17 protein-coding genes are annotated in these 20,445 nt (G+C 74.4%); 3 read left to right on the forward strand and 14 right to left on the reverse strand.

Annotation, left to right across the window (positions count from 1 at the left end):
• Positions 1 to 100: 100 nt before the first annotated feature.
• The 10 genes from MT994_RS00935 to MT994_RS00980 all read right to left on the reverse strand — a co-directional run bounded on the left by MT994_RS00935 (position 101) and on the right by MT994_RS00980 (position 12,290).
• Positions 101 to 964 (reverse strand): CoA ester lyase, encoded by an 864-nt coding sequence (locus MT994_RS00935; protein WP_354804707.1) that lies wholly within the window; start codon positions 962 to 964, stop codon positions 101 to 103.
• A complete protein-coding gene (locus MT994_RS00940; protein ID WP_086149918.1) occupies positions 961 to 2,181 on the reverse strand; it encodes a CoA transferase in 1,221 nt (406 codons plus the stop codon). Before MT994_RS00940 ends, MT994_RS00935 begins: the two co-directional genes overlap by 4 nt.
• On the reverse strand, positions 2,178 to 4,241 hold the full coding sequence (locus MT994_RS00945; protein ID WP_354804708.1) for an SUMF1/EgtB/PvdO family nonheme iron enzyme: 2,064 nt from the start codon (positions 4,239 to 4,241) through the stop codon (positions 2,178 to 2,180). Before MT994_RS00945 ends, MT994_RS00940 begins: the two co-directional genes overlap by 4 nt.
• A gap of 53 nt (positions 4,242 to 4,294) precedes the next feature.
• Positions 4,295 to 5,275, reverse strand: coding sequence for a ribokinase (locus MT994_RS00950; RefSeq protein ID WP_354804709.1), 981 nt, complete (start codon positions 5,273 to 5,275; stop codon positions 4,295 to 4,297).
• A complete protein-coding gene (locus tag MT994_RS00955) occupies positions 5,272 to 6,750 on the reverse strand; it encodes an ADP-ribosylglycohydrolase family protein (RefSeq protein WP_354804710.1) in 1,479 nt (492 codons plus the stop codon). The genes MT994_RS00950 and MT994_RS00955 overlap by 4 nt, the downstream gene beginning before the upstream one ends.
• On the reverse strand, positions 6,747 to 7,928 hold the full coding sequence (locus MT994_RS00960) for an ADP-ribosylglycohydrolase family protein (protein ID WP_212715493.1): 1,182 nt from the start codon (positions 7,926 to 7,928) through the stop codon (positions 6,747 to 6,749). The genes MT994_RS00955 and MT994_RS00960 overlap by 4 nt, the downstream gene beginning before the upstream one ends.
• Before the next feature lie 182 nt (positions 7,929 to 8,110).
• On the reverse strand, positions 8,111 to 9,400 hold the full coding sequence (locus MT994_RS00965; protein ID WP_354804711.1) for a sugar ABC transporter substrate-binding protein: 1,290 nt from the start codon (positions 9,398 to 9,400) through the stop codon (positions 8,111 to 8,113).
• Positions 9,401 to 9,471: 71 nt separating this feature from the next.
• Positions 9,472 to 10,299, reverse strand: a complete 828-nt coding sequence (locus MT994_RS00970; protein WP_021481799.1) for a carbohydrate ABC transporter permease — start codon at positions 10,297 to 10,299, stop codon at positions 9,472 to 9,474.
• 3 nt (positions 10,300 to 10,302) lie between these two features.
• Positions 10,303 to 11,262: a sugar ABC transporter permease gene (locus MT994_RS00975; RefSeq protein WP_206158315.1), complete on the reverse strand. Its 960-nt coding sequence runs from the start codon at positions 11,260 to 11,262 to the stop codon at positions 10,303 to 10,305.
• Positions 11,259 to 12,290 carry a LacI family DNA-binding transcriptional regulator gene (locus MT994_RS00980; protein WP_354804712.1) on the reverse strand — a complete coding sequence of 344 codons (1,032 nt, stop codon included), beginning with the start codon at positions 12,288 to 12,290 and terminating at the stop codon, positions 11,259 to 11,261. Before MT994_RS00980 ends, MT994_RS00975 begins: the two co-directional genes overlap by 4 nt.
• 355 nt (positions 12,291 to 12,645) lie before the next feature.
• Between MT994_RS00980 and MT994_RS00985 the strand changes: the two genes are divergently transcribed.
• Positions 12,646 to 13,626: a glycoside hydrolase family 19 protein gene (locus tag MT994_RS00985; protein ID WP_083384651.1), complete on the forward strand. Its 981-nt coding sequence runs from the start codon at positions 12,646 to 12,648 to the stop codon at positions 13,624 to 13,626.
• An 84-nt stretch (positions 13,627 to 13,710) separates the two neighbouring features.
• Here the strand turns inward: MT994_RS00985 and MT994_RS00990 are convergent, their stop codons facing one another.
• The gene (locus tag MT994_RS00990; protein ID WP_354804713.1) at positions 13,711 to 14,508 is read right to left on the reverse strand and encodes a DUF305 domain-containing protein; all 798 of its coding nucleotides are present in this window, start codon (positions 14,506 to 14,508) and stop codon (positions 13,711 to 13,713) included.
• Between the two features lie 48 nt (positions 14,509 to 14,556).
• Here MT994_RS00990 and MT994_RS00995 point away from each other — a divergent pair, with 48 nt between their 5' ends.
• Together MT994_RS00995 and MT994_RS01000 are read left to right on the forward strand one after the other, a co-directional pair.
• On the forward strand, positions 14,557 to 16,365 hold the full coding sequence (locus MT994_RS00995) for a carbohydrate-binding protein (RefSeq protein WP_354804714.1): 1,809 nt from the start codon (positions 14,557 to 14,559) through the stop codon (positions 16,363 to 16,365).
• A 135-nt stretch (positions 16,366 to 16,500) separates the two neighbouring features.
• A complete protein-coding gene (locus MT994_RS01000; RefSeq protein WP_354804715.1) occupies positions 16,501 to 16,944 on the forward strand; it encodes a YchJ family protein in 444 nt (147 codons plus the stop codon).
• A 69-nt stretch (positions 16,945 to 17,013) separates the two neighbouring features.
• Here MT994_RS01000 and MT994_RS01005 read toward each other — a convergent pair whose 3' ends face one another.
• From MT994_RS01005 to MT994_RS01015, 3 genes are read right to left on the reverse strand one after another with little or no spacing between them, the layout of a single operon-like run.
• Positions 17,014 to 17,790: a fumarylacetoacetate hydrolase family protein gene (locus MT994_RS01005; RefSeq protein WP_354804716.1), complete on the reverse strand. Its 777-nt coding sequence runs from the start codon at positions 17,788 to 17,790 to the stop codon at positions 17,014 to 17,016.
• Positions 17,787 to 18,923 (reverse strand): sialidase family protein, encoded by a 1,137-nt coding sequence (locus MT994_RS01010; protein ID WP_354804717.1) that lies wholly within the window; start codon positions 18,921 to 18,923, stop codon positions 17,787 to 17,789. Before MT994_RS01010 ends, MT994_RS01005 begins: the two co-directional genes overlap by 4 nt.
• A complete protein-coding gene (locus MT994_RS01015) occupies positions 18,920 to 20,359 on the reverse strand; it encodes an MFS transporter (RefSeq protein ID WP_211932698.1) in 1,440 nt (479 codons plus the stop codon). Before MT994_RS01015 ends, MT994_RS01010 begins: the two co-directional genes overlap by 4 nt.
• Positions 20,360 to 20,445: the final 86 nt, after the last annotated feature.

Raw genomic sequence — 20,445 nt, forward strand, 5'->3', positions numbered from 1 at the left:
CGGTGATGACTGCCCCCTCCCCCTACCCCCCACCCGCCGACCACGGGGTTGGCGACCGTCCTCGGGGGAATCCGGTCGCAGATCCCGTGCTCGGCGGTCGTCAGTGGCGTGGGCGGCGGTCCGCCAGCGCGAGGACCGTGCTCGCGCGCTCGACCATCGCGACGTCGAGGAACGTGCCGTCGGCGAGCGCCACGACGCCCGTGCCCGACGCCGCCGCGTCGCCGACGCGCTCGACGACCTCGCGCGCGCGGTCCACCTCGGCCGGGGTCGGGAGGAACGCGTCGCGGATGGTGTCGAGCTGCGCGGGGTGGATCGCGGTGCGGCCGCAGAACCCGAGGGACCGCCCGGCGCGGCACGACGCCGCGAGCCCGTCGAGGTCGCGCACGTGCGTGAACGCGGACATCGCGGGCGACGGCAGCCCCGCCGCCCGGGCCGCGACGACGACCCGGCTGCGTGCCCACGCGAGCCCGGCCTCGTCGTCGACCCGCAGGTCGGAACGCAGGTCGGCCTCCCCGAGCCCGAGGGACGCGACCTGCGGCGACGCCGTCGCGAGCTCGAACGCACGCTCGACGCCGAGGGCCGACTCGACCAGCAGGTGCAGCGCCCGCCCGGGGAGCGCCGCCGCGAGCGCGCGCACCTCGTCGGCGGACTCGACCTTCGGCGCGCGCGCCCCGACGGCGAGCGGCATGCCCGCGAGGGCCGCGACGTCGGCGGCGTGCCACGGCGTCGCGGGGTGGTTGACCCGCACCTGGACGCCGCGCGCGGCGGCCGCGTCGTCGAGCAGCGCGACGGCGTGCGCCCGCGCCTCGTCCTTGCGCGCCGGCGCGACGGCGTCCTCGAGGTCGACGAGCACGACGTCGGCCGCGGACCCCAGCGCCTTGGCCACCCGGTCGGGCCGGTCCGCGGGCACGTACAGCAGCGTCAGCGGCGGCCCGGCGCCCGGCCGGTCGCCCCGGCCCGTCACACCGCCCCCTCGGCCCGGAGCTCGGCGACGCGCTCGGGCGAGAAGCCCAGCTCGCCCAGCACGGCGTCGGTGTCGGCGCCGTGCGCGCGGCCGGTGAAGCGGATGACGCCGTCGTTCTCGGACATCCGGAACAGCGGGCCCTGCATGAGCATCGGGCCGAGCTCGGGGTCCTCGATCTCGTGGATCGTGCCGAGCGCGCGGAACTGCGGGTCGTCGACGATGTCCTGGGCGTCGTAGATCGGCGCGACGGCGGCCTGCGCCTCCTCGAACGCGGCGACGACCTCGTCGCGAGTGCGCTGCGCGATCCAGCCGCCGACGGCCTCGTCGAGCAGGTCGGCGTGCTGCGCGCGCTCGACGCCGCTCGCGAACCACGGCTCGTCGACGATCTCGGGGCGACCCACGAGGCGCATGACGCGCTCGGCGATGGACTGCGCCGACGTCGACACCGCGACCCACTGTCCGTCGCGCGTGCGATAGGTGTTGCGCGGCGCGTTGTTCGCGGACCGGTTGCCGGTGCGCGGCTGCACGGTGCGGAGCTGGTCCCAGCGCGTGATCTGCGGCCCGAGCATCGCGAGGATGGGCTCGATGATCGCCGTGTCGACGACCTGCCCGTGCCCGGTGCGCTCGCGCGTGGACAGCGCGACCATGACGGCGAACGCGGTCGCGAGCGACGCGACGCCGTCGGCGAGCCCGAACGGCGGGAGGGTCGGCGGGCCGTCGGGCTCGCCGGTCATCGCGGCGAACCCGCTCATCGCCTCGGCGAGCGTGCCGAACCCGGGGCGGGTGCGGTACGGCCCGACCTGCCCGAACCCGCTCACGCGCGCGAGCACGAGGCGCGGGTTGCGCGCGGACAGCTCGTCGTAGCCGAGGCCCCAGCGCTCGAGCGTGCCAGGCCGGAAGTTCTCGACGACGACGTCCGCCTCGGCGGCGAGCGCGAGGAACACCTCGCGGCCGCCGTCGCTCCCGAGGTTCGCGGTGACGGTGCGCTTGTTGCGCCCGAGCGTCTTCCACCACAGGTTCACGCCGTCCTTCGCGGCGCCGTGCGTCCGCGACGGGTCGGGCTTCGTGGGGTGCTCGACCTTGACGACGTCGGCGCCCAGGTCGCCGAGGTGCATCGCCGCCATGGGCCCGGCGAACAGCGTCGACGCGTCGACGACGCGCAGGCCCGCGAGCGCGCCCGCGGCCGGGTCGCGCGAGACGCGCGGTGCGTCCGTCATGCCGTCACCCCCGTCGCGTCGTCGGCGAGGTCCCACGCGCAGCGGAACCCGACGGTCGCGCCGCGCGCGAGCCCCACGCCCGGGACGAGGAGCTTGACCGCGTAGTCGGCCGCGTGGCGCCCGCCCTCGACGTACCAGTCGGAGCCCTCGGCGCGGTGGTCGCTGCCGCCCTTGAGCATGACGAACCGCGTGCGGCCGTCCGAGTGCTCGGAGCCCGTCCAGCTCCACACGGCGGGCTCGTCGCGCGTCCAGCCGGGCTGCTCGGCCGCGAGCTGCCACTCGTCCTCGGTGGGCAGGCGCCCGCCGCGCCACGCGCAGAACGCGCGCGCGTCGTCGAGGTCGACGAAGGTCACGGGCTCGTCCTCCGTGCCGGGCGCGGGACGGCCGTCGACCCAGTGCGCGAGGAAGCGGTGCGCGACGGCGGGCACGTAGCCCGTGGCCGCGAGGAACTCCGCGAACTCCGCGTTCGTCACGTCGCGGCCCACCGCCACCGGGGCGGCGAGCTCGCCGTCGCGCTGGAGGGTCCGCGCGTCGTGCAGGCGCGGCGGGAGCGGCTTCCACTCGTCCACGTACGGCGCACCCTGGTACATCCCGGTCTCGCGCGCGCGGTAGCGGACGGTCAGCGCGTACGGCCCCGCAGGCACGACGACGGCGCCCGCCCCGGGCGCGCCCGTCGCCCGGGCGGCGTCCTGCCCGACGACGGCCTCCGGCCCGGTCGGGTCCGTCTCCCCGGTCGGAGCGGACGTGGGGACAGAGGCGTCGAGGCGCCGCGCGAGGCGGTGCGGGAACCGCGCGTCGGGGTCGTGCGGCGCGGTCTCGTCGAGCGAGGCGACCACGTCGCGCAGGTGCGGCAGCCACGCGGGCTCCGCCGCGCCGTCGGCCACGTGCAGCGCCGCGGCGATCCCTCGGCCGGGCACGCGCACGTCCGCGCCGTCCCCGCCGCCCGCGAGCAGCGGGCCCGCGTAGTCGGCGTCACCGCGGTTGACGAGCGTCCACAGGGTCACGCCGTCGAGCTCCCAGCGCGACGCGTAGACCCCGGCGGCCTCGGCCTCGGGTGCGAGCTCGGCCAGCGGCGTCCACTCCCCGTCGAGCAGCAGCGGACGCGCCGCGCGCTGGACCGTGACCAGGCGCGTCACGGTCGCGGCGTCGCGCCGCGACCAGCCGACCCACACGCCGAACACGACCTCCCACACCATGACGCCCACGCCGTTGAGCCACGCGGACTGGAGCTCCTCGGAGTGGTCGCGGTGCCAGCGGCGCACGTGGTGCTGCATGTGCCGGCGCTCGTACCAGTGCGCGCGCAGCACGCCGGGCACGGGCGAGTCGGCGAAGAACTGCGCCCACGACGACGAGTGGTCCTCGATGCGCTCGACCGGGAGCTTCGACTCGCCCTCCAGGACGATCCCCGGGCGCGCGGCCTCGAGCCGTGCGACGAGCTCCGGCTCGGCCTTCTTCAGCGTGTCGAGGAAGACGCCGTCGGCGCCGAGGTCGCGCACGACGGCGGCGAGCTCGGTGAGGTCGTCGTCGCCGCGGCGCGTGCCGACGTCCCACGGGTTGTAGTCGACGAACACGTGCAGACCCGCGTCGTGGAACGTCTGCACGAGGTCGACGATCCCCGGAACGTCGCGGTAGAAGTCCCACTGGTTGCGGTCGTCGATCCCGATGACGGGGTACGCGTGCCACAGCACCACGGCGTCGAGGCCGCCGAACCGCTCGCGCGCGTCGGCGAGGAACCGCTCCGGCGTGAACCGGTGCTCCTCGAACGAGTACAGCAGCTCGTCCCACAGCCACACCTGCGCGACCGTCGAGCACCCCGCGGCCCACGCCGCGTCCGGGCGGTCGTACGCCGCGCCCGTGTACCCGTGGCGGCGGCGTGCGTCGTCGCGCCACGCGGCGAGGCGCTCGCGCCAGGCCGGGCGGTCGGCGGGGTCGGCCGGGCCGACGAAGATCTTCGCCTCGTCGAGCGCGAGGGACTGCTCGGGCGTGAGCGGCCCGTCGAGCGCGACCTCGGTCGGCAGGTCGATCGGGCGCGGGACCAGCGGGTCGAACGTGTAGGTCATGGTGCCTTTCCCTCGGCGGGCCGGGCCCGCGCTCGGACGTGCTGCGGACGGGCTCAGGTCGGTCGGTCGGGGTTCGCGGCGCGCTCGGCGAGCGCGACGACGTCCGCCGCGTCGGGCACGGCGTCCTGCGCGCCGGGCCGGGTCACGGCGAGCGCGCCCGCGGCGGCGGCGAGCCGCGCGGCGTCGGGCAGGTCCGCGCCGCGCGCGAGCGCCGCGGCGAGGACGCCGCAGAACGTGTCGCCCGCGCCGGTGGTGTCGACCGCCTCGACGACGATCGCGGGGACGGTCGTGAGCAGGGGCCCGGCCGGGCGGCGCTCCGCGACGAGGCTGCCCTCTCCGCCCAGCGTCACGACGACGGCCGGCACGCGCTCCAGCAGCAGCCCCGCGAGCGCGCTCGGGTCGGCGTCGCCGGAGGCGCCCGCCAGGTCCGCCGCCTCGTGCTCGTTGACGACGAGCACGTCGAGCGCGGCCCACACGTCGTCGGGCAGGTCGCGCGACGGCGCCGCGTTGAGGACCAGCAGCGCGCCCGGCCGGCGCGCCGCGGCGGCGGCGCGCACGACGTCGAGCGGGATCTCGAGCTGCGCGAGCACGACGTCCGCCGCGGCGATCCGCTCGGCCTGCGCCGCGCCGACCGTCACGTGCGAGTTCGCGCCGGGCGCCACGACGATCGCGTTCTCGCCGTCGGGCGAGACGGTGATGAGCGCGGTGCCCGTCGCGGCGTCCACGCGCTCGACGAGGTCGGTCCGCACCCCGCCGCGGTCGAGCGACGCGAGCAGCAGGTCGGCCGCGTCGTCGTGCCCGAGCGCGCCGACGAACGTCGTCTCGGCACCGCCCGCGCGCGCCGCGCCGACCGCCTGGTTCGCGCCCTTGCCGCCGGGGTTGCGCCGCAGCTCGCCGCCGAGGATGGTCTCGCCGCCGCCGGGGTGCCGCGGCACGTCGACGACGAGGTCGACGTTCGCCGACCCGACCACCACGACCCGTCCCGACCCGCCCGGGACCGTGGCGCCCTGCTCCCCGTCCGCCGTCGTGCTCATGCCTGTGCCTCCTCCGTGGGACCCTGCACGGCTCCCCCGGCCACCACGACCGGGACCGTCGCGAGCGCGACCGTCCGCGCCGCGAGGTCCACGATCCTCTGCTCGCCGCCGGGCAGCGAGGTCGCGATGTGGCCGTCGAGCGGGCGCGTCCACCGCTGGCCGATGCCCTCGACGCCCTGCAGCGCACCCACCACGCCGCCGACCGTCGCCCCCGCGGAGTCGGTGTCCCAGCCCGCGGTGACCGCGATCGCGACGCTCGCGCCGAAGTCGCCGCGGCCGTCCGCGCCGCGCCCCGCGGTGAGCGCGTAGGCGATCACCGCGGCGTTGTTGAGCACGTGCACCCAGTGCAGGTCGCCGTACGCCGCGTGGATCGTGTCGAGCCCGGCGCGCACGCCCGCCTCGGACGCGTCGCCGTCGCGGCCCGCGTCCCGCCCGAGCCGGATCGCCGCGGCCAGGCGGCTGCCTGGCGGCACGACGGCGTCCGCCGCGTCGAGCACCTCGTCCACCGTCTCGCAGACCATCGCCGCCGACGCGAGCGCGGCCGCCCACATCGCGCCGTACACGCCGTTGCGCGTGTGGCTCAGGCGCGCGTCCGTCCACGCGAGGCGCGCGGCCTCGCGCACGTCGCCGGGCGAGACCCAGCCGAGCACGTCCGTGCGGATGAGCGCGCCGATCCACTCCCGGAACGGGTTGTGGTGCGTCGCCGTCTCCGGCACCGGCCGCGCGTCCAGGATGTTGCGGTACGCGGCGCGCTCGGCCGTGAACACGCGGCCTGCGGGCAGCGCGTCGAGCCAGAGCTGCGCGACGTCGTCCGTCGTGAAGCCGCGCCCGTGCCGCTCCAGCAGGGCGAGCGCGAGGATCGGGTAGTTGAGGTCGTCGTCCTCGGGCATCCCGTCGATGTTCTCCTCGAGCGACGTCGGGGCGCTGCGCCGGTTCCACGGCCAGCGCGCGGCGACGTCGTCGGGCAGCCCGACGGCGGTGAACCAGCGGTCCAGCGGCCACCGGCCCGTGGCGCGCAGGATCTCCTCGATCCCGGCGCGCGGGATCTTCTCCACGGGCTTGCCGAGCAGGCAGCCCGCCGCGCGCCCGGTCCACGCGCCGAGCACGCGGTCCGCGTACGCGGCGTCGGCGGCGCCGGTTCCCGTGCCGACGGAGGACCCGACGGCGCCCGGGCGGGTGGGCAGGCCGGGCGCCGCCGGGAGCGTGGTGAGGATCGCGTCCCAGTCGTCGGGCTCGTGCGGCGCGGGCGCCGCGGGCAGCGCGTCGAGCTCCACGAGCAGGCCGCGCGCGAGCGCGCGCAGCTCCGGGGTCGCGGGGACGGGACCGGCCCCGCTCACCGCGGGGACGGGGTCCCCGCCCGCGGCGGCCCAGCGCTCGCGCACGTCCGCGAGCGCCGCGGGGTCCTTGCCCTCCGCCGCGGCCTGGACGAGCTCGTGCGCGAGCAGGTCCTCCGGCTGGGCCCAGGTCAGCCTCACGCCGGTTCACCCGCCCGCGCGGGGAGGGCCGCGCCGTCGACGGGCGCGTTGCCGAGCTCGGCGAGCGCGCGCAGGCGCGCGGTCGCGCGCTCGCGGTCGGCCCGCAGGATGTCCTGCGCGGCGGACGCCATGAGCCGCCCGGTCTCCCGGACGTCCATGCGGCTCGCCTCCTCGATCGCGTCGAGCCACTCGTCCGGCACGACGGCGGTCCCGCCGAGGCCCGCGCACACCGCGCCGGCCATGACGGCGATCGAGTCGGCGTCGCGCCCGTAGTTCACGGCGCCGAGGACCGCGCCGCGGAAGTCGCCGCGGTGCCCGAGCACGAAGCCGAGCGCCGCGGGCAGCTCCTCGATGGACTTGGTGCGCGACGGGCGCCGTGCGTCCATCGACATCTGCCGGTACGCGGGCCCGACCGAGTCGAACGGCGCGACCGTGTCGCGGATCAGCCGCGCGAGGGCGCGCTCCTCCTCGTCGGTGGTGGGCGCCGTCGTCCAGCCGTCGAACGCCTCGACGACGGCCTGGAGCGCGGCGGCCGTGCCGTCGTGCGCGACGTCGAGCGCGGCGTGCACGACGTCGTCGACCGTGGCCCCCGGCGCGACGGACGCGGCGACCATGGCCGCGAACACGCCCGCCGCCTCGCGGCCGTAGCTCGACTGGTGCGCGCCGGTCAGGTCGATCGCCTCGGCGTACGCGCCGCGCGGGTCGCCCGCGTTCGCGAGCCCGACGGGCGCGACGTACATCGCGGCGCCGCAGTTGACGACGTTCCCCACCCCGGCCTCGCGCGGGTCGACGTGCCCGTAGTGCAGGCGCGCGACGATCCACTTCTCCGCGAGGAACACGCGCTGGAGCAGCAGGGCCGTGGACTCGAGCTCGGGGATCCAGCGCGGCTCGCCAATCATGAGGGGCACGAGGTCCTCGGCCATCGCGTACGCGTCGAGGTGCTCGCGGCGCTTCGCGTACACCTCCACGAGCGCGCGCGTCATGAGGGTGTCGTCCGTGATGTGCCCGTCACCCTTGTGGTAGGGCGCGATCGGACGCGCGTCCTGCCAGTTCGGGTACCAGGGCTCCACGATCCCCGTCACGCGGCCGCCGTGGCGCTCCTCGATCTGCTCGGGCGTCCAGCCCTCCGTGGCGCCTCCCAGCGCGTCCCCCACCGCCGCTCCGGTGATCACTGCCACCGCTCGGTCGTCCAGCCAGGTCACGATCCACTCCCTGTCGATCCGTCTCGGCGCCTCGCGCCGGTGCGACCCGTGCGGGTCGCGGTTCCCGGCCGGGCGGTCGCGTGCGCGGCCGCCCGGCCGCTGCTGCTCGGTGCTCGCCGCGACCCGTGACGCGGTGCCGCGGCGAACGACCGAGAGTGCTACTTGGTGATCTCGGCCCAGCCCGACTCGAGCTCGGTCGCGAGCTGGTCGGCGTCGATCTCCTGGGCGAGGAACTTCTGGTACGCGGGCGTCGCGACGGTGTCCTTCCACTGCGCGTACGCGTCGACGAACAGGTACGGCGCCGAGGTGAGGTACTGGCCGGAGGAGAGGATCGTCGACCAGCCGTTCTCGTCGCCGAGCGACTCCGCCATGGCCTCCTGGGCCGACGTCGTCGCCGGGATGAGCGCGTCCGCCTCGTTGAGCGCGGCGAGGTTCTCCGTCTGCGTGAAGAACTCGATGAACTCCGCGGACTCCTCGACGTGCTCGGAGTCGATGTTCACCGAGAGCGTCTGCGGGTTCGCGGCCTGCTCGGCGCCGTCGGGGCCCTCGAGCGGGGGCAGCACGACCCAGTCGAAGCCCTCGGGCGCGTCGTTCGCGATGTTCGCCGCCTGGAACGAGCCCTGGATGGTCATCGCGACGTCGCCGGCGTAGAACGACGCGAGCGTCTCCGACCCGGACTGCGTGAGGGTCACCGGCAGCACCGTGCTGTCGGTGTGCGCCATCGTGTCCACGAGCTCCGGCAGGGCCATCTCGCCCTCGCCGATGGTGATGCTCGCGTCGGCGCCGGTGCCCTCGAAGTACTCGCCGCCGAAGCCGGGGGCCATCGCCATGAACGCGGCCGTCGGGCTCGCGAGCCCCCACCCGAGCCCGTACGCGCCGTCCTTCGTCGTGGCCTGCGCGATCTGCCGCAGCTCGTCCCACGTCATCGTCTCGCCCGTGGGGATCTCGACGCCGGCCGCGTCGAGCATCGTCTTGTTGGCGAAGACCATGTAGGACTGCAGCTCGGTCGGGTACGCGATGACCTGGTCGTCGACCGTCACCGCGTCCAGGATGCCTTCGGGGATGTCCTCGCGGCGCTCGTCGGACATGTACTCCGAGAGGTCCGCGAGGTACCCGTCGACCGCGAACGGCACGATGCTCGCGGCCTCGTAGTGGATGATGTCCGGCGCGGCGCCGCCGTTGAACTGGGTGATGAGCTTGTCGTAGATGCCGTCCCAGCCGGCGGGCACGATCTCGACCTGGACGTCGGGGTTCGCCTCGTTCCAGTCGGCGACGATCTTCTCGGTCGCCTCGATCGCGGCGGGCTGGTCGGACAGCGACTGGAACTTCAGCGTCACCGTGCCGCCGTCGGCGCCGTCGTCCCCGCTGCCGCCCCCGCTGGAGCAGGACGCGACGAGCAGGGTCGTGATCGTGAGGCATGCGGCGATGGACGCACCACGAGTCTTCATGGTTCTACCTTTCGGGTGGGGGTGGGGTCGAGAGAGCCTGGGGGCGGGACCGGGCGTGGAGGGGGTCACGGTCAGCCCTTCACCGCGCCCGAGAGCAGGCCGCCGGTGAGCTTCTTCTGCATGATCGAGAAGAAGACGATGCTGGGGATGGCCGCGAGCACGGAGCCCGCGGCGAGGGGGCCGAGCGCCACCTTGCCCTCGCCGCCGATGAACATCTTCAGCGTGATGGGCAGCGTGTAGTTCTCGGGCGACTGGAGCAGCACGAGCGCGAAGAAGAACTCGTTCCACGAGGAGACGAAGCTGAACATCGCGGTCGCGACGATCCCGGGCATGAGCAGCGGGAAGACGATGGTGCGCAGGACCGTGAGCCGGCTCGCGCCGTCCATGGAGCCCGCCTCCTCGAGGTCCACGGGGATGGCGCTGACGTAGCCCTGCATCATCCACAGCGCGAACGGCAGCGTGTACGTGGTGTGGACGAGCGTGAGGCCGACGAGCGAGTCCGTGAGCCCGATGGTCCGCAGGATGAGGAACAGCGGCAGGATGATGAGGATCACCGGGAAGACCTGGCTCACGAGGATCCAGCCGACGCCCGCCGCGCGGATCTTGCCCCGCAGCCGGGCGAGCACGTACGACGCCGGCAGCGCGATGACGATGACGAGCAGCGTGGACACGACCGCGACGATCGCGCTGTTCCAGGCCGAGCGGACGAGGCCCTGCCGGGCCAGCGCCTGGGAGTAGTTCTCCCAGTGCCAGTCCTGCGGGATCAGGCTCACGGTGAGCGAGTTGAGCTCGCCCGAGGACTTGAGCGAGGCCGAGATCAGCCAGAGCAGCGGGAAGCCGAGGAACAGGATGTAGAACCCCAGGGCCGCGTACTGGGCTGGACGGACGAGTGCGCGCACGGGTCAGCTCTCCTTCTCGGAGCGGAACTGCGACCGCAGGTAGATCGCGAGCAGGAGGACGACCACGACGACGAGCACGACGCCCATCGCGGCGGCGTAGCCGATGTTGCGGTTCTTGAACGCCTCGAGGTACGTGAAGAGCATCGGGAGCATGGTCCGGCCGCCCGGCCCGCCCTCGGTGAGCACGTAGACCAGCGAGAACGAGTTGAAGTTCCAGATGAAGTTCAGCGAGGTGATCGAGGTGATGATCGGGCGCAGGCTCGGGAGCGTCACCGCGGTGAAGCGGCGCCACGCGCCCGCGCCGTCCATGGCCGCGGCCTCGTGGAGCTCGTCCGGGATCTGCTGGAGCCCGGCGAGCAGCGTCACGGTGGTCTGCGGCATGCCGACCCACACCCCGACGACGATCACCGCGGGCAGGGCGGTCGAGAAGTCCGCGAGCCAGTTGATGTCGTCCGGCAGGCCCAGGGCGCCGAGGAACGCGTTGAGCGGCCCCGCGTTGGGCGAGTAGATCATCTGCCACATGATCGCCACGACGACCGGCGGCATGGCCCACGGGATGAGCGCGAGCACGCGCGTCAGGCCCTGGAGCCGGAGCCCGGAGTTGAGCAGGAGCGCGAGGCCCATCGCCGCGACGAGCTGGAGCAGCGTCACCGAGACGGCCCAGATCATGCCGATGCGGAACGAGTCCCAGAAGAACGAGTTGTCCGCGAGGCGCACGAAGTTGTCGACGCCGACGAACTGGTAGTCCGGCTGGCGCACGAGCCGCGCGTCGGTGAACGCGAGCGCGACGCCCATGACGAGCGGCGCGACGCTGAGCACGAGGATCGGCAGGAGCGACGGCATGACGAGCGCGATCGCCTCGCGCCGCTTGGCGCGGGCCATGCCGCCGGTCCGGCGCACCGGGCCGCGGTCGGGGCGCAGGGCGGCGCGACGGGGGTCGCCCGCGAGGGTCGGTGCGCTCACCGGGAACCACCCCCGGGGGCGGTCGACTCGCGCACGACGAGCCGCGGCCCGACAGCGGTGTGCCGCCCGGGCTCCGCGTCGCCGTCGACGAGGTCCACGACGAGCTGCGCGGCGACGCGCCCACGCTCCGTCGAGCCAAGCGAGACGCTCGTCAGGCTCGGCTGGAACACGCGGCCGATCTCCGTGTCGTCCATGCCGGTCACCGCGACGTCCTCGGGGACCGAGAGCCCGCGCTCGCGCACGGCGCGGATGGCGCCGATGGCGAGGAGGTCGTTGGCCGCGACGATCGCGTCCGGGCGGGCGCCGTCGTCCGTGGCGTCGAGCAGCGCGCGCGTCGTCGCGAGGCCCGCGGCGACGGTGAAGTCGAGGGCGGGCGCGACCTCGACCCGCTCGGCATCGAAGTCGGCGGCGCGCGTCGCGGCGTCGAAGCCACGCTGGCGCGCCTCACCGGGGGTCGTGTCGAGGGGGCCGTTGAGGAACGCGATCCGGCGACGGCCGAGGCCGAGCAGGTGCCGCACCGCCTCGCCGATGCCGCCCGCCGAGTCCGTGGACACCGAGTCGATACCGCGGTCCGCGAGCGTGCGGCCGATGACGACGACCGGCACCGGCGCCTCGCGGATCTCCTCGACGAGCTCGTCGTCGGTGCGCAGCGGGCTGAGGATCATGGCGTCGACGAAGCCGCTCGACAGGCTGCGCACGAGCTCGACGGTGGACCGCGTGGTGTCCCCCGTCGTCATGACGACGACGCGGTAGCCGTGCGGCGCGAGCACCTCGTGGATCGCCGTCATCATCTCGACGTAGACGGGGTTGCCGATGTCCGCGACGGCGAACGCCACCTGGAACGTCTTCTTGAGGCGCAGCGAGCGCCCGATGGCGTCCGGGCTGTACCCCAGCTCGGTGGCCGCGGCGCGCACGCGCTCGACCATCGCGGGGCTCGCGCCCGTCCCGTGCAGCGCACGGGAGGTCGAGGCCAGGGAGACCCCGGCCCGCTGTGCCACCTGGATCAGCGTGGCGCGTGATGACGTCACTGTCGTCCACCTCGTCGTCGAAGGACCGTCGTTCTGGAAACGTTTCCAGACTGACGACCTCGACAGCCCTGGAAACGTTTCCGGGTTGGCGGACACTCTTGCACCCGCCCCGCCCGGACGTCAACCCGCCGCCCCCGCGACGCTCGTCCCCCACCACGAGGTAGAGCTCTGGTCCCGCGAGGCAGAGCCCCGGTCGCGCGAGGTAGAGCCGTGGTCCCGACCTCGGCTCTACCTCGCGGGACCTCGGCCCTACCTCGGGCTCCCACGGGTACGGGGTTCCGCGTAGGGGGGTTGTCCACGACGCCGCGCGGCGGTCAGGCTCGAAGCGACCCGACCACCGACGAAAGGTGCACCGATGCACACGCGAGCCCCGGCGTCGTCCTCCCCCGCGGCGCCCACGACGGCCGCCGCCCGGCCGATCTCCCGCCCCCTCGCCCTGCTCCTCAGCCTCGTCCTCGCGCTCGCGGGAGCGCTCTCGTGGTCCGTCGCGGGCCCGGCGCAGCAGGCGCACGCCGCGACGTGCGCGGCCCCCTGGAGCGCGAGCGCCGTGTACACGGGCGGCGCCGTCGTCTCCCACGGCGGCCAGAACTGGAAGGCCGGCTGGTGGACCCAGGGCGACACGCCCGGCACCACCGGCGAGTGGGGCGTCTGGCGCAGCCAGGGCGCCTGCGGCGGCGGCACGAACCCCGGCAACCCGGGGAACCCCGGCAACCCGACCGGGTTCGTCGTCTCCGAGGCGCAGTTCAACCAGATGTTCCCCAACCGGAACCCGTTCTACACGTACCAGGGCCTCGTCGACGCGCTGTCCGCCTACCCGGGCTTCGCGACGACGGGCGGCACCGAGGTCGCCAAGCGCGAGGCCGCGGCGTTCCTCGCCAACGTCAACCACGAGACCGGCGGCCTCGTGTACGTCAAGGAGATCAACACCGCGAACTACCCGCACTACTGCGACACGTCGAAGCCGTACGGCTGCCCGGCGGGCCAGTCCGCCTACTACGGCAAGGGCCCGATCCAGCTGAGCTGGAACTACAACTACAAGGCCGCGGGCGACGCGCTCGGCATCGACCTGCTCAACAACCCGTACCTCGTCGAGCAGAACTCCGCGGTCGCGTGGAAGACCGGCCTGTGGTTCTGGAACACGCAGTCGGGCGCGGGCTCGATGTCCGGGCACCAGGCGATCGTGTCGGGCGCCGGCTTCGGCGAGTCCATCCGCTCGATCAACGGCACGATGGAGTGCAACGGCGGGAACCCGGCGCAGGTGCAGTCGCGCATCGCCGCGTTCCAGCGGTTCGCCCAGATCCTCGGCACGACGACGGGCAACAACCTCTCCTGCTGACCCGTCCCGCACGCCCGACGGCGGCCCGTCCCACCCCGGGGCGGGCCGCCGTCGTGCGTGGCGGCCCGTGCCGGGACGGCCGGGTCAGAGCTGCGCGAGGAGGTCCCGCATGCGGTCGATCTCGCCGCCCTGGCCGGCCGCCGTCTCGGCGGCCATCTCGTTCGCGAAGAGGTCCTCTCCCTCGACGAGCACGACGTCGACCATCGCGAGCGCGCCCTCGTGGTGCTGGATCATCCCCTCGAGGAAGAGGCGGTCGAACTCCGGGCCGCTCGCGGCCTCGAGCGCCGCCAGCTGCTCGTCGGAGAGCATCCCGGCGGCCCCGTCGCCGTGGTCGTGCCCCGCGCCGTCGGGCGCGCGCGGGCCGGTCCCGCCCGCGTCCTGCGCGCCCTCGGGCACGGCGAGGTCGCGCGCCTGGAGCCACGACGCGAGCGCGTGCACCTCGGGCCCCTGCGCGGCGGTGACGCGCTCCGCGAACGACCGGACGGCGTCGGACCCGGCGCGGTCGGGCGCGAGCGCGGCGATCTCGAGGGCCTGGAGGTGGTGCTCGATCATGCCGGTGACGAACGCGGCGTCGGCCTGGTTCCACGAGCCCTCGTCGGGCGCGCCCGCGTAGTCCTCGGGGGCGACGGTCGTCGCACCCTCCCCCGGTCGCCCGGGCTGCACGACGACGCTCGACGGCGTCGACGTCGGCTGCGGGTCGGGCGTGCACGCGGCCAGGCCGAGCGCGGCACCGAGCGCCAGGCCGGTCGCGGTGACGCCGCAGGTCAGGGCACGCGCGGCGGTGCGCCGCGCTGTGTTACGGCTGGGAAAAATCTGCACCCGCGCTGTTCCCTCCGTGTAAAAGATCGTCGCGAACCGCCCGGTTTGAGTGGTCCAGATCACATTTGCCCGCCAGAATTTGCAGCACCCTACCAAGGAGGTGTTTCCCTCGTGCATCGAAGAACGCACCGGCAGACGCACCGGCACCGGAGCCGGGTCCTGCTCGCCTCGTCCCTGGCGGCGACCCTCGCCGTCTCGACCCTCGCGGTCGCCACGACCGCCGCCGCGGAGCCGTCCGACGGCTCCCCCGAGGCGGTGGCGGCGCTCACCGACCAGGCCGCCGCCTCGCTCGCAGACCTCCCCGCACAGCGCCTCGCCCCCCTCGCCCAGGCCACCGACGTCCTGGCGCCCGGGGAGACGGCGGGCAGCCCCAACCTCACGCACGTCGCCAACATCCCGAAGAACGGCGGCTTCGCGCCCGAGGGGCAGTACAGCACCGACCTCGCGTTCCAGGGCCGGTACGCGTTCGCCGGGAACTACGGCGGCTTCACCGTGTACGACGTCGCGAACCCGACCGCCCCGCAGCAGGTCGCCCAGGTCGTCTGCCCCGGGTCCCAGAACGACATCTCCGTGTACGGCGACCTGCTCGTCCTCAGCACCGACTCCTCGCGCAGCAACGACTCGTGCGAGAACGTGGCCCAGAGCGCCGCGATCAAGGACTCGTGGGAGGGCATCAAGGTCTTCGACATCTCCGAGCCGACGGCGCCCGAGTACGTGGCGTCCGTCGAGACGCAGTGCGGCTCCCACACGCACTCCCTCGCGCCGTCGCAGGACGGCGGGGAGCTGTTCGTCTACGTCTCGTCGTACAGCCCGAACGCGGCGTTCCCCGACTGCCAGCCGCCGCACGACCTCATCTCGGTCGTGCAGATCCCGCTCGACGACCCCGCCGCGGCGGAGCTCGTCTCGACGCCCGTCCTCTTCCCCGACGGCGGCAACCCGGGCGGCAACGGCTCGAGCACGACGTCGGGCTGCCACGACATCACGACCTACCCGTCGAAGGACCTCGCGGCGGGCGCGTGCATGGGCGACGGCATCCTGCTCGACATCTCCGACCGCGCGCACCCGGTGGTGACCGAGGTCGTCCGGGACACGACGAACTTCGCGTTCTGGCACTCGGCGACGTTCAACAACGCCGGCACCAAGGTCGTCTTCACGGACGAGCTGGGCGGCGGCGGGGCGCCGACGTGCAACCCGACCGTCGGGCCGGAGAAGGGCGCGGACGCCATCTACGACATCGTGGGCGGCGAGCTCGTGTTCAAGAGCTACTACAAGATCGAGCGGGAGCAGGCGGCGACGGAGAACTGCGTCGCGCACAACGGCTCGCTCATCCCCGTCCCGGGCCGCGACATCATGGTCCAGGCCTGGTACCAGGGCGGCATCTCGGTGTGGGACTTCACGGACTCGGCGAACCCCGTCGAGATCGCGTGGTTCGACCGCGGCCCGCTGTCCGCGGAGCGGCTGATCCTCGGCGGCTCGTGGTCGGCGTACTGGTACAACGGCGCGATCATCTCGAACGACATCCAGCAGGGCCTCGACGTCCTGCTGCTCGACGACCCGGTGACGAACGCCGCGAAGTCGGTCGTGACGGACGAGTTCAACCCGCAGGCCCAGCCGACGTACACCGAGCCGCCGGCCTGGTCGAAGGGCACCGCCTACGCGGGCGGCACCACGGTCACCTACGGGGGCGCCGTGTGGCGCGCGCAGTGGTGGACGAAGGGCCAGGTGCCCGGTGCCGACGCGTGGGGCCCGTGGGAGGAGATCGCGGGGGTCGACTCCGCCGGGGTCGGCGCGTGGAAGCCGAGCCGCGTCTACGTCAAGGGCGACAGCGTGACGTACGAGGGCACGACGTACACCGCGAAGTGGTGGACGCGGAACCAGGCGCCCGGCGACCGCTGGGGCCCCTGGGACCCGCAGGACTGACGCGCCCCGCCCGGTCGCCGCGCCCGAGCGTGGCGCCCGGGCGGCGCACCGCCCGACGACGCCCGTCCACCCCGGTGGGCGGGCGTCGTCGTGCGGGGACCGTGCCCGCACGGCTCGCCCGTAGGATGCGGCCGCATGACCGGGAACCCGCTCGACGACGGCGCACGCTGCCCCTGCCTCTCCGGCGACACCTACGGGTCGTGCTGCGGCCGGTACCACGCGGGGCTGCGCCCCGGACCGGACGGCACCGCCCCGGGCCCGCACGCACCGACCGCCGAGACGCTCATGCGCTCGCGCTACAGCGCGTTCGCCGTCGGCGACGCCGACTACCTGCTCGCGACCTGGCACCCCTCGACCCGGCCCGCCGACCTCGACCTCGACGACGACGTCGAGTGGCGCCGCCTCGACGTCGTGCGCACGGAGGCGGGCGGCCCGTTCGACACGACCGGGGTCGTGGAGTTCGTCGCGCACCACCGCTCGCGCACCGACCCGGCCGACCGCGGGCGGCTCCACGAGGTGAGCCGGTTCGTCAGGGAGGGCGACCGCTGGTCCTACGTCGACGGCACGGTGCAGGGCTAGGAGCCGCCGCGTCGGCCCACCGGCGCCCGGTGGGGCCGGGTGACGCGGTGGCTCCGGCGACGCGGCCGCTCAGGCGACGCGGTGGTGCAGCGTGCCGACGCCGCCGACCTCGAGCGCGACCTCCACCCCGCCCTCGACGGGCACGGCGGACCGGTGCGCGCCCGTGAGCACGACGTCCCCCGGGCCGAGCTCGAGGTGGCGCGTGAGGAACACGAGCTGGTCGACGACGTCGTAGGACAGCCCCGCGGTGGTCGACCGCGCCCGCTCCACCCCGTCCACCGCGACGACGAGCGCGGCGTCGTCGAGCGTGGCGGCGGTGTCGATCCACGGGCCGAGCGGCGTGAACCCGGTGCCGTTCTTCGCGCGCGTCATCATCGCGTCGAGCCGCACCTGGTCGTCGGCCGTGAGGTCGTCGGCGACGGTGCAGCCGAGGATCGCGCCGGGGACGTCGTCGGGCCGCAGGTCGCGGCACGGTCGTCCCACGACGACCGCGGCCTCCGCCTCCGCCACCAGACGCCCCAGCGCACGGTCGTGCCGGACGACGGCCCCCGGCCCGACGACCGTGCGCGCCGACTTGAGGAACGCCTGCGGGGGCAGCGCCCGGCCCTCCGGCCCGCTGTTGTGGGCCATGCCGACCACCACGCGCGGGCGGCACGGCGCGAGCAGGGCGCCGTCGAGGCCCGGGTCGTCGGCGCGGACCCGCACGCCGCTCGACGCGGGCAGCGCCGGGCGGCCGTCGCGACCCGTCGCGGGCTCGGGGACGTCCGCGACGAGCACGTCCCAGGCGTCGCCGTCGAGCACGGCGGCCCGCGGGCCGTGGGCGGTGCGGAGCCGCGCGATCCTCACGACGACCCGGCCCGGTCGGTCGCGCCGGCGACCGCGTCGGCGACCGGCCGGTCCACGAGCCGCAGCGGCACGCGCGCGAGGACGATGCCCCGGCGCTGCCAGGTGTAGGCGACGAGCAGCGTCGCGCCGTCGGTCGTCGCCGACGGGTAGGAGTACTCGCCGCGTCCGTCCGTGACGATCCCCGTGTCGCCGGCGGCGAACCCGCTCGGCGGGCCGGCCTCCCGCAGCGCCGGCACGGGGACGCCCGGGAGCGTGGCGGGCGCCTCGGTCCCGTCCTCGAGGTCCAGCACCCGGTGCCAGGTCAGCCCGTCGTCGTCCGAGACCGAGACGCTCAGCGGGCACCGCGCGCCCCACTCCTCGCCGACCGGGTTGTGCACGAGGGCGACGCGCCCGCTCGGGAGGCGGACGGCCGTGAGGCCCGAGTTGTTGTTGGGCAGCCGCGTGGGTGCGGCGGCCGTCCACGTGCGGCCGTCGTCGGCGGACGTCGTCCGGTAGACGAGGCCCTCGCTCGACCGGCAGACGGCGACGAGGCCCGACCGCCCCGACCAGAGCGCCGGCTGGATGACCCCGGCGCCGCGCAGCCGCGACCGGTCGAGCGGGACGTCCGCGAGCGCCCAGCTCGCCCCGGCGTCCTCCGAGCGGTCGAAGCGCGCGCCCCAGACGGGGTCCGCTCCCCCGCTCTCGACCGAGGACGGGGCGAGCCACGCGCCGCGCGGCGTGACGACGGGCGGGTTCTTCACCGGGCCCCGACCGCCGCTCGCGTCCCCGGGCACGAGCTCGCGCGGCGCCGTCCAGGTGCGGCCGTGGTCCGTGGACGTGCGGTACCAGGTCACCCAGCGCGAGATCCGCTCGCCCCGGTGGGCGAAGAGCCAGAGCCGGCCGTCGGGCGCGACGGCGAGCACGGGGTTCCACCAGGCGACGCCGTCGTCCTCGCCGAGCACGACCTGGGGCTCTCCCCAGACGCCGTCCTCCTCGGCGACGAGCCAGATCGCGTTGTCCGGCGTGCCCTCCCGGGTGCCGGCGAACCATGCCACGAGCGTGCGCCCGCCCGTGCGGGCGACGGTAGACGCGTGGCACTGGGCCCACGCCTCGCCGTCGCCCGACACGAGCAGGCGCTCCACGGGCGTCGTCACCGGACGGTCTCGCCGACGACGTTGAGGTCGCGTCGGAAGGTCTCCGGCGTCTTCCACACGGTGAGCATCGTGATGAGCGCACCGACCATGACGTACAGCGCGACGAGCTGCCAGCGCGACCCGTCCTCGCCCGCGAGCGCGGTCGCGATGAACGGCGTGAGGCCGCCCGCGACGATCGACGCGATCTCGCGCCCGGTGGCCGCGCCGGAGTAGCGGCGGTCCGCCGGGAAGAGCTCGGCGAAGAACGCCGGCTGGATCGAGTTGATGGCGTTGTGCCCGAGGTTCAGCATGAGCACGTACCCGAGCACGATGAGCACGAAGCTGCCCGTGTTGAGCAGCCCGAAGAACGGGAAGGCCATGACGAACACGACGAGGGCCCCGAAGAAGTAGACCGGCCGGCGACCGATCTTGTCGGAGACCCAGGAGAAGATCCCGTGGGCGGGGAACGCGAGGACCGCCATGATGAGGATCGCGGTGTTGAGGCTCTCCTTCTCGATGCCGAGGTGCTGCGGGCCGTAGCTGAGCACGAAGACCGTGAGCAGGAAGTACGGCAGGGCCTCGGCGAAGCGCAGCCCGACGATGCGCAGCAGGTTGCGCCAGTCCTCGAGGAAGACGCTCGCGAGCGGCCCGCGGGTGGGCGTCTGCGGCGCGGGCTCGGCGGCCGCGGCGGCGTCGCGCTCCTGGCGCTCGCGGATGGCGGCCTGGCTGGCCTCGAGGTTCTCGACGGTGAGCGAGCGGTTGCGCCCCTCCTTCTCCAGCCCGGCGACGGCGTCGGTGAAGACCGGCGTCTCCTCGAGCGAGCGGCGCATCCACAGGCCGACGGCCAGCACGACGGCGGAGAGCCAGAACGGCACGCGCCAGCCCCACGACTGGAGCTGGGCGTCGTCGAGCGTGTACACCCAGGCGAACACGAGGGTGATGAGGATCTGCGCGGAGAAGCCGCCGGTGTTCGGCCACGACGTGTAGAAGCCGCGGTGCCGCGGGTTCGTGGACTCGAGCACGATGATCATCGACCCGCCCCACTCGCCGCCGACGGCGAAGCCCTGGACGAGCCGGAGCACGACGAGCAGCGCCGGCGCGAGGAGGCCGATCGAGTCGTAGGACGGCAGGAAGCCGATGAGCAGGGTCCCGGTCCCCATGATCGCGAGCGTGAGGACGAGCGTGGACTTGCGCCCCTGCTTGTCGCCGCGACGGCCGAAGAACATGCCGCCCAGCGGGCGGGCCAGGAACCCGACGGCGAACGTGCCGAGGGATGACAGCGTCGCGACGAACGAGTTCTCGGACGGGAAGAAGACGGCGGGGAAGACGATCGCGGCGGCGGTGCCGTAGACGAGGAAGTCGTAGTACTCGAGCGTGTTGCCGACGAAGCTCGAGAGCGTGACCTTCCAGGCGTACCGCCTGCTCGTGAGCGGGGCCGCGGGTGCGGTGACGGACATCGTTGTTCCTTCGGTGCGGGGTTCCGCTGATCTCAGTGTGGGGGCTCCGGGTCTCAGCGGCGAGGGCCCGGGCCCCTCCCGCGGCA

This window comes from Cellulosimicrobium sp. MI9406, assembly GCF_040595865.1.
Classification (GTDB): Bacteria; Actinomycetota; Actinomycetes; order Actinomycetales; family Cellulomonadaceae; genus Cellulosimicrobium; species Cellulosimicrobium funkei.

Coding starts and splice junctions, on each gene's coding strand:
- MT994_RS00940 (WP_086149918.1), bottom strand. CDS start 2,181: ATGACGGACGCACCGCGCGTCTCGCGCGACCCGGCCGCGGGCGCGCTC.
- MT994_RS00945 (WP_354804708.1), bottom strand. CDS start 4,241: ATGACCTACACGTTCGACCCGCTGGTCCCGCGCCCGATCGACCTGCCG.
- MT994_RS00950 (WP_354804709.1), bottom strand. CDS start 5,275: ATGAGCACGACGGCGGACGGGGAGCAGGGCGCCACGGTCCCGGGCGGG.
- MT994_RS00965 (WP_354804711.1), bottom strand. CDS start 9,400: ATGAAGACTCGTGGTGCGTCCATCGCCGCATGCCTCACGATCACGACC.
- MT994_RS00985 (WP_083384651.1), top strand. CDS start 12,646: ATGCACACGCGAGCCCCGGCGTCGTCCTCCCCCGCGGCGCCCACGACG.
- MT994_RS01000 (WP_354804715.1), top strand. CDS start 16,501: ATGACCGGGAACCCGCTCGACGACGGCGCACGCTGCCCCTGCCTCTCC.
- MT994_RS01015 (WP_211932698.1), bottom strand. CDS start 20,359: ATGTCCGTCACCGCACCCGCGGCCCCGCTCACGAGCAGGCGGTACGCC.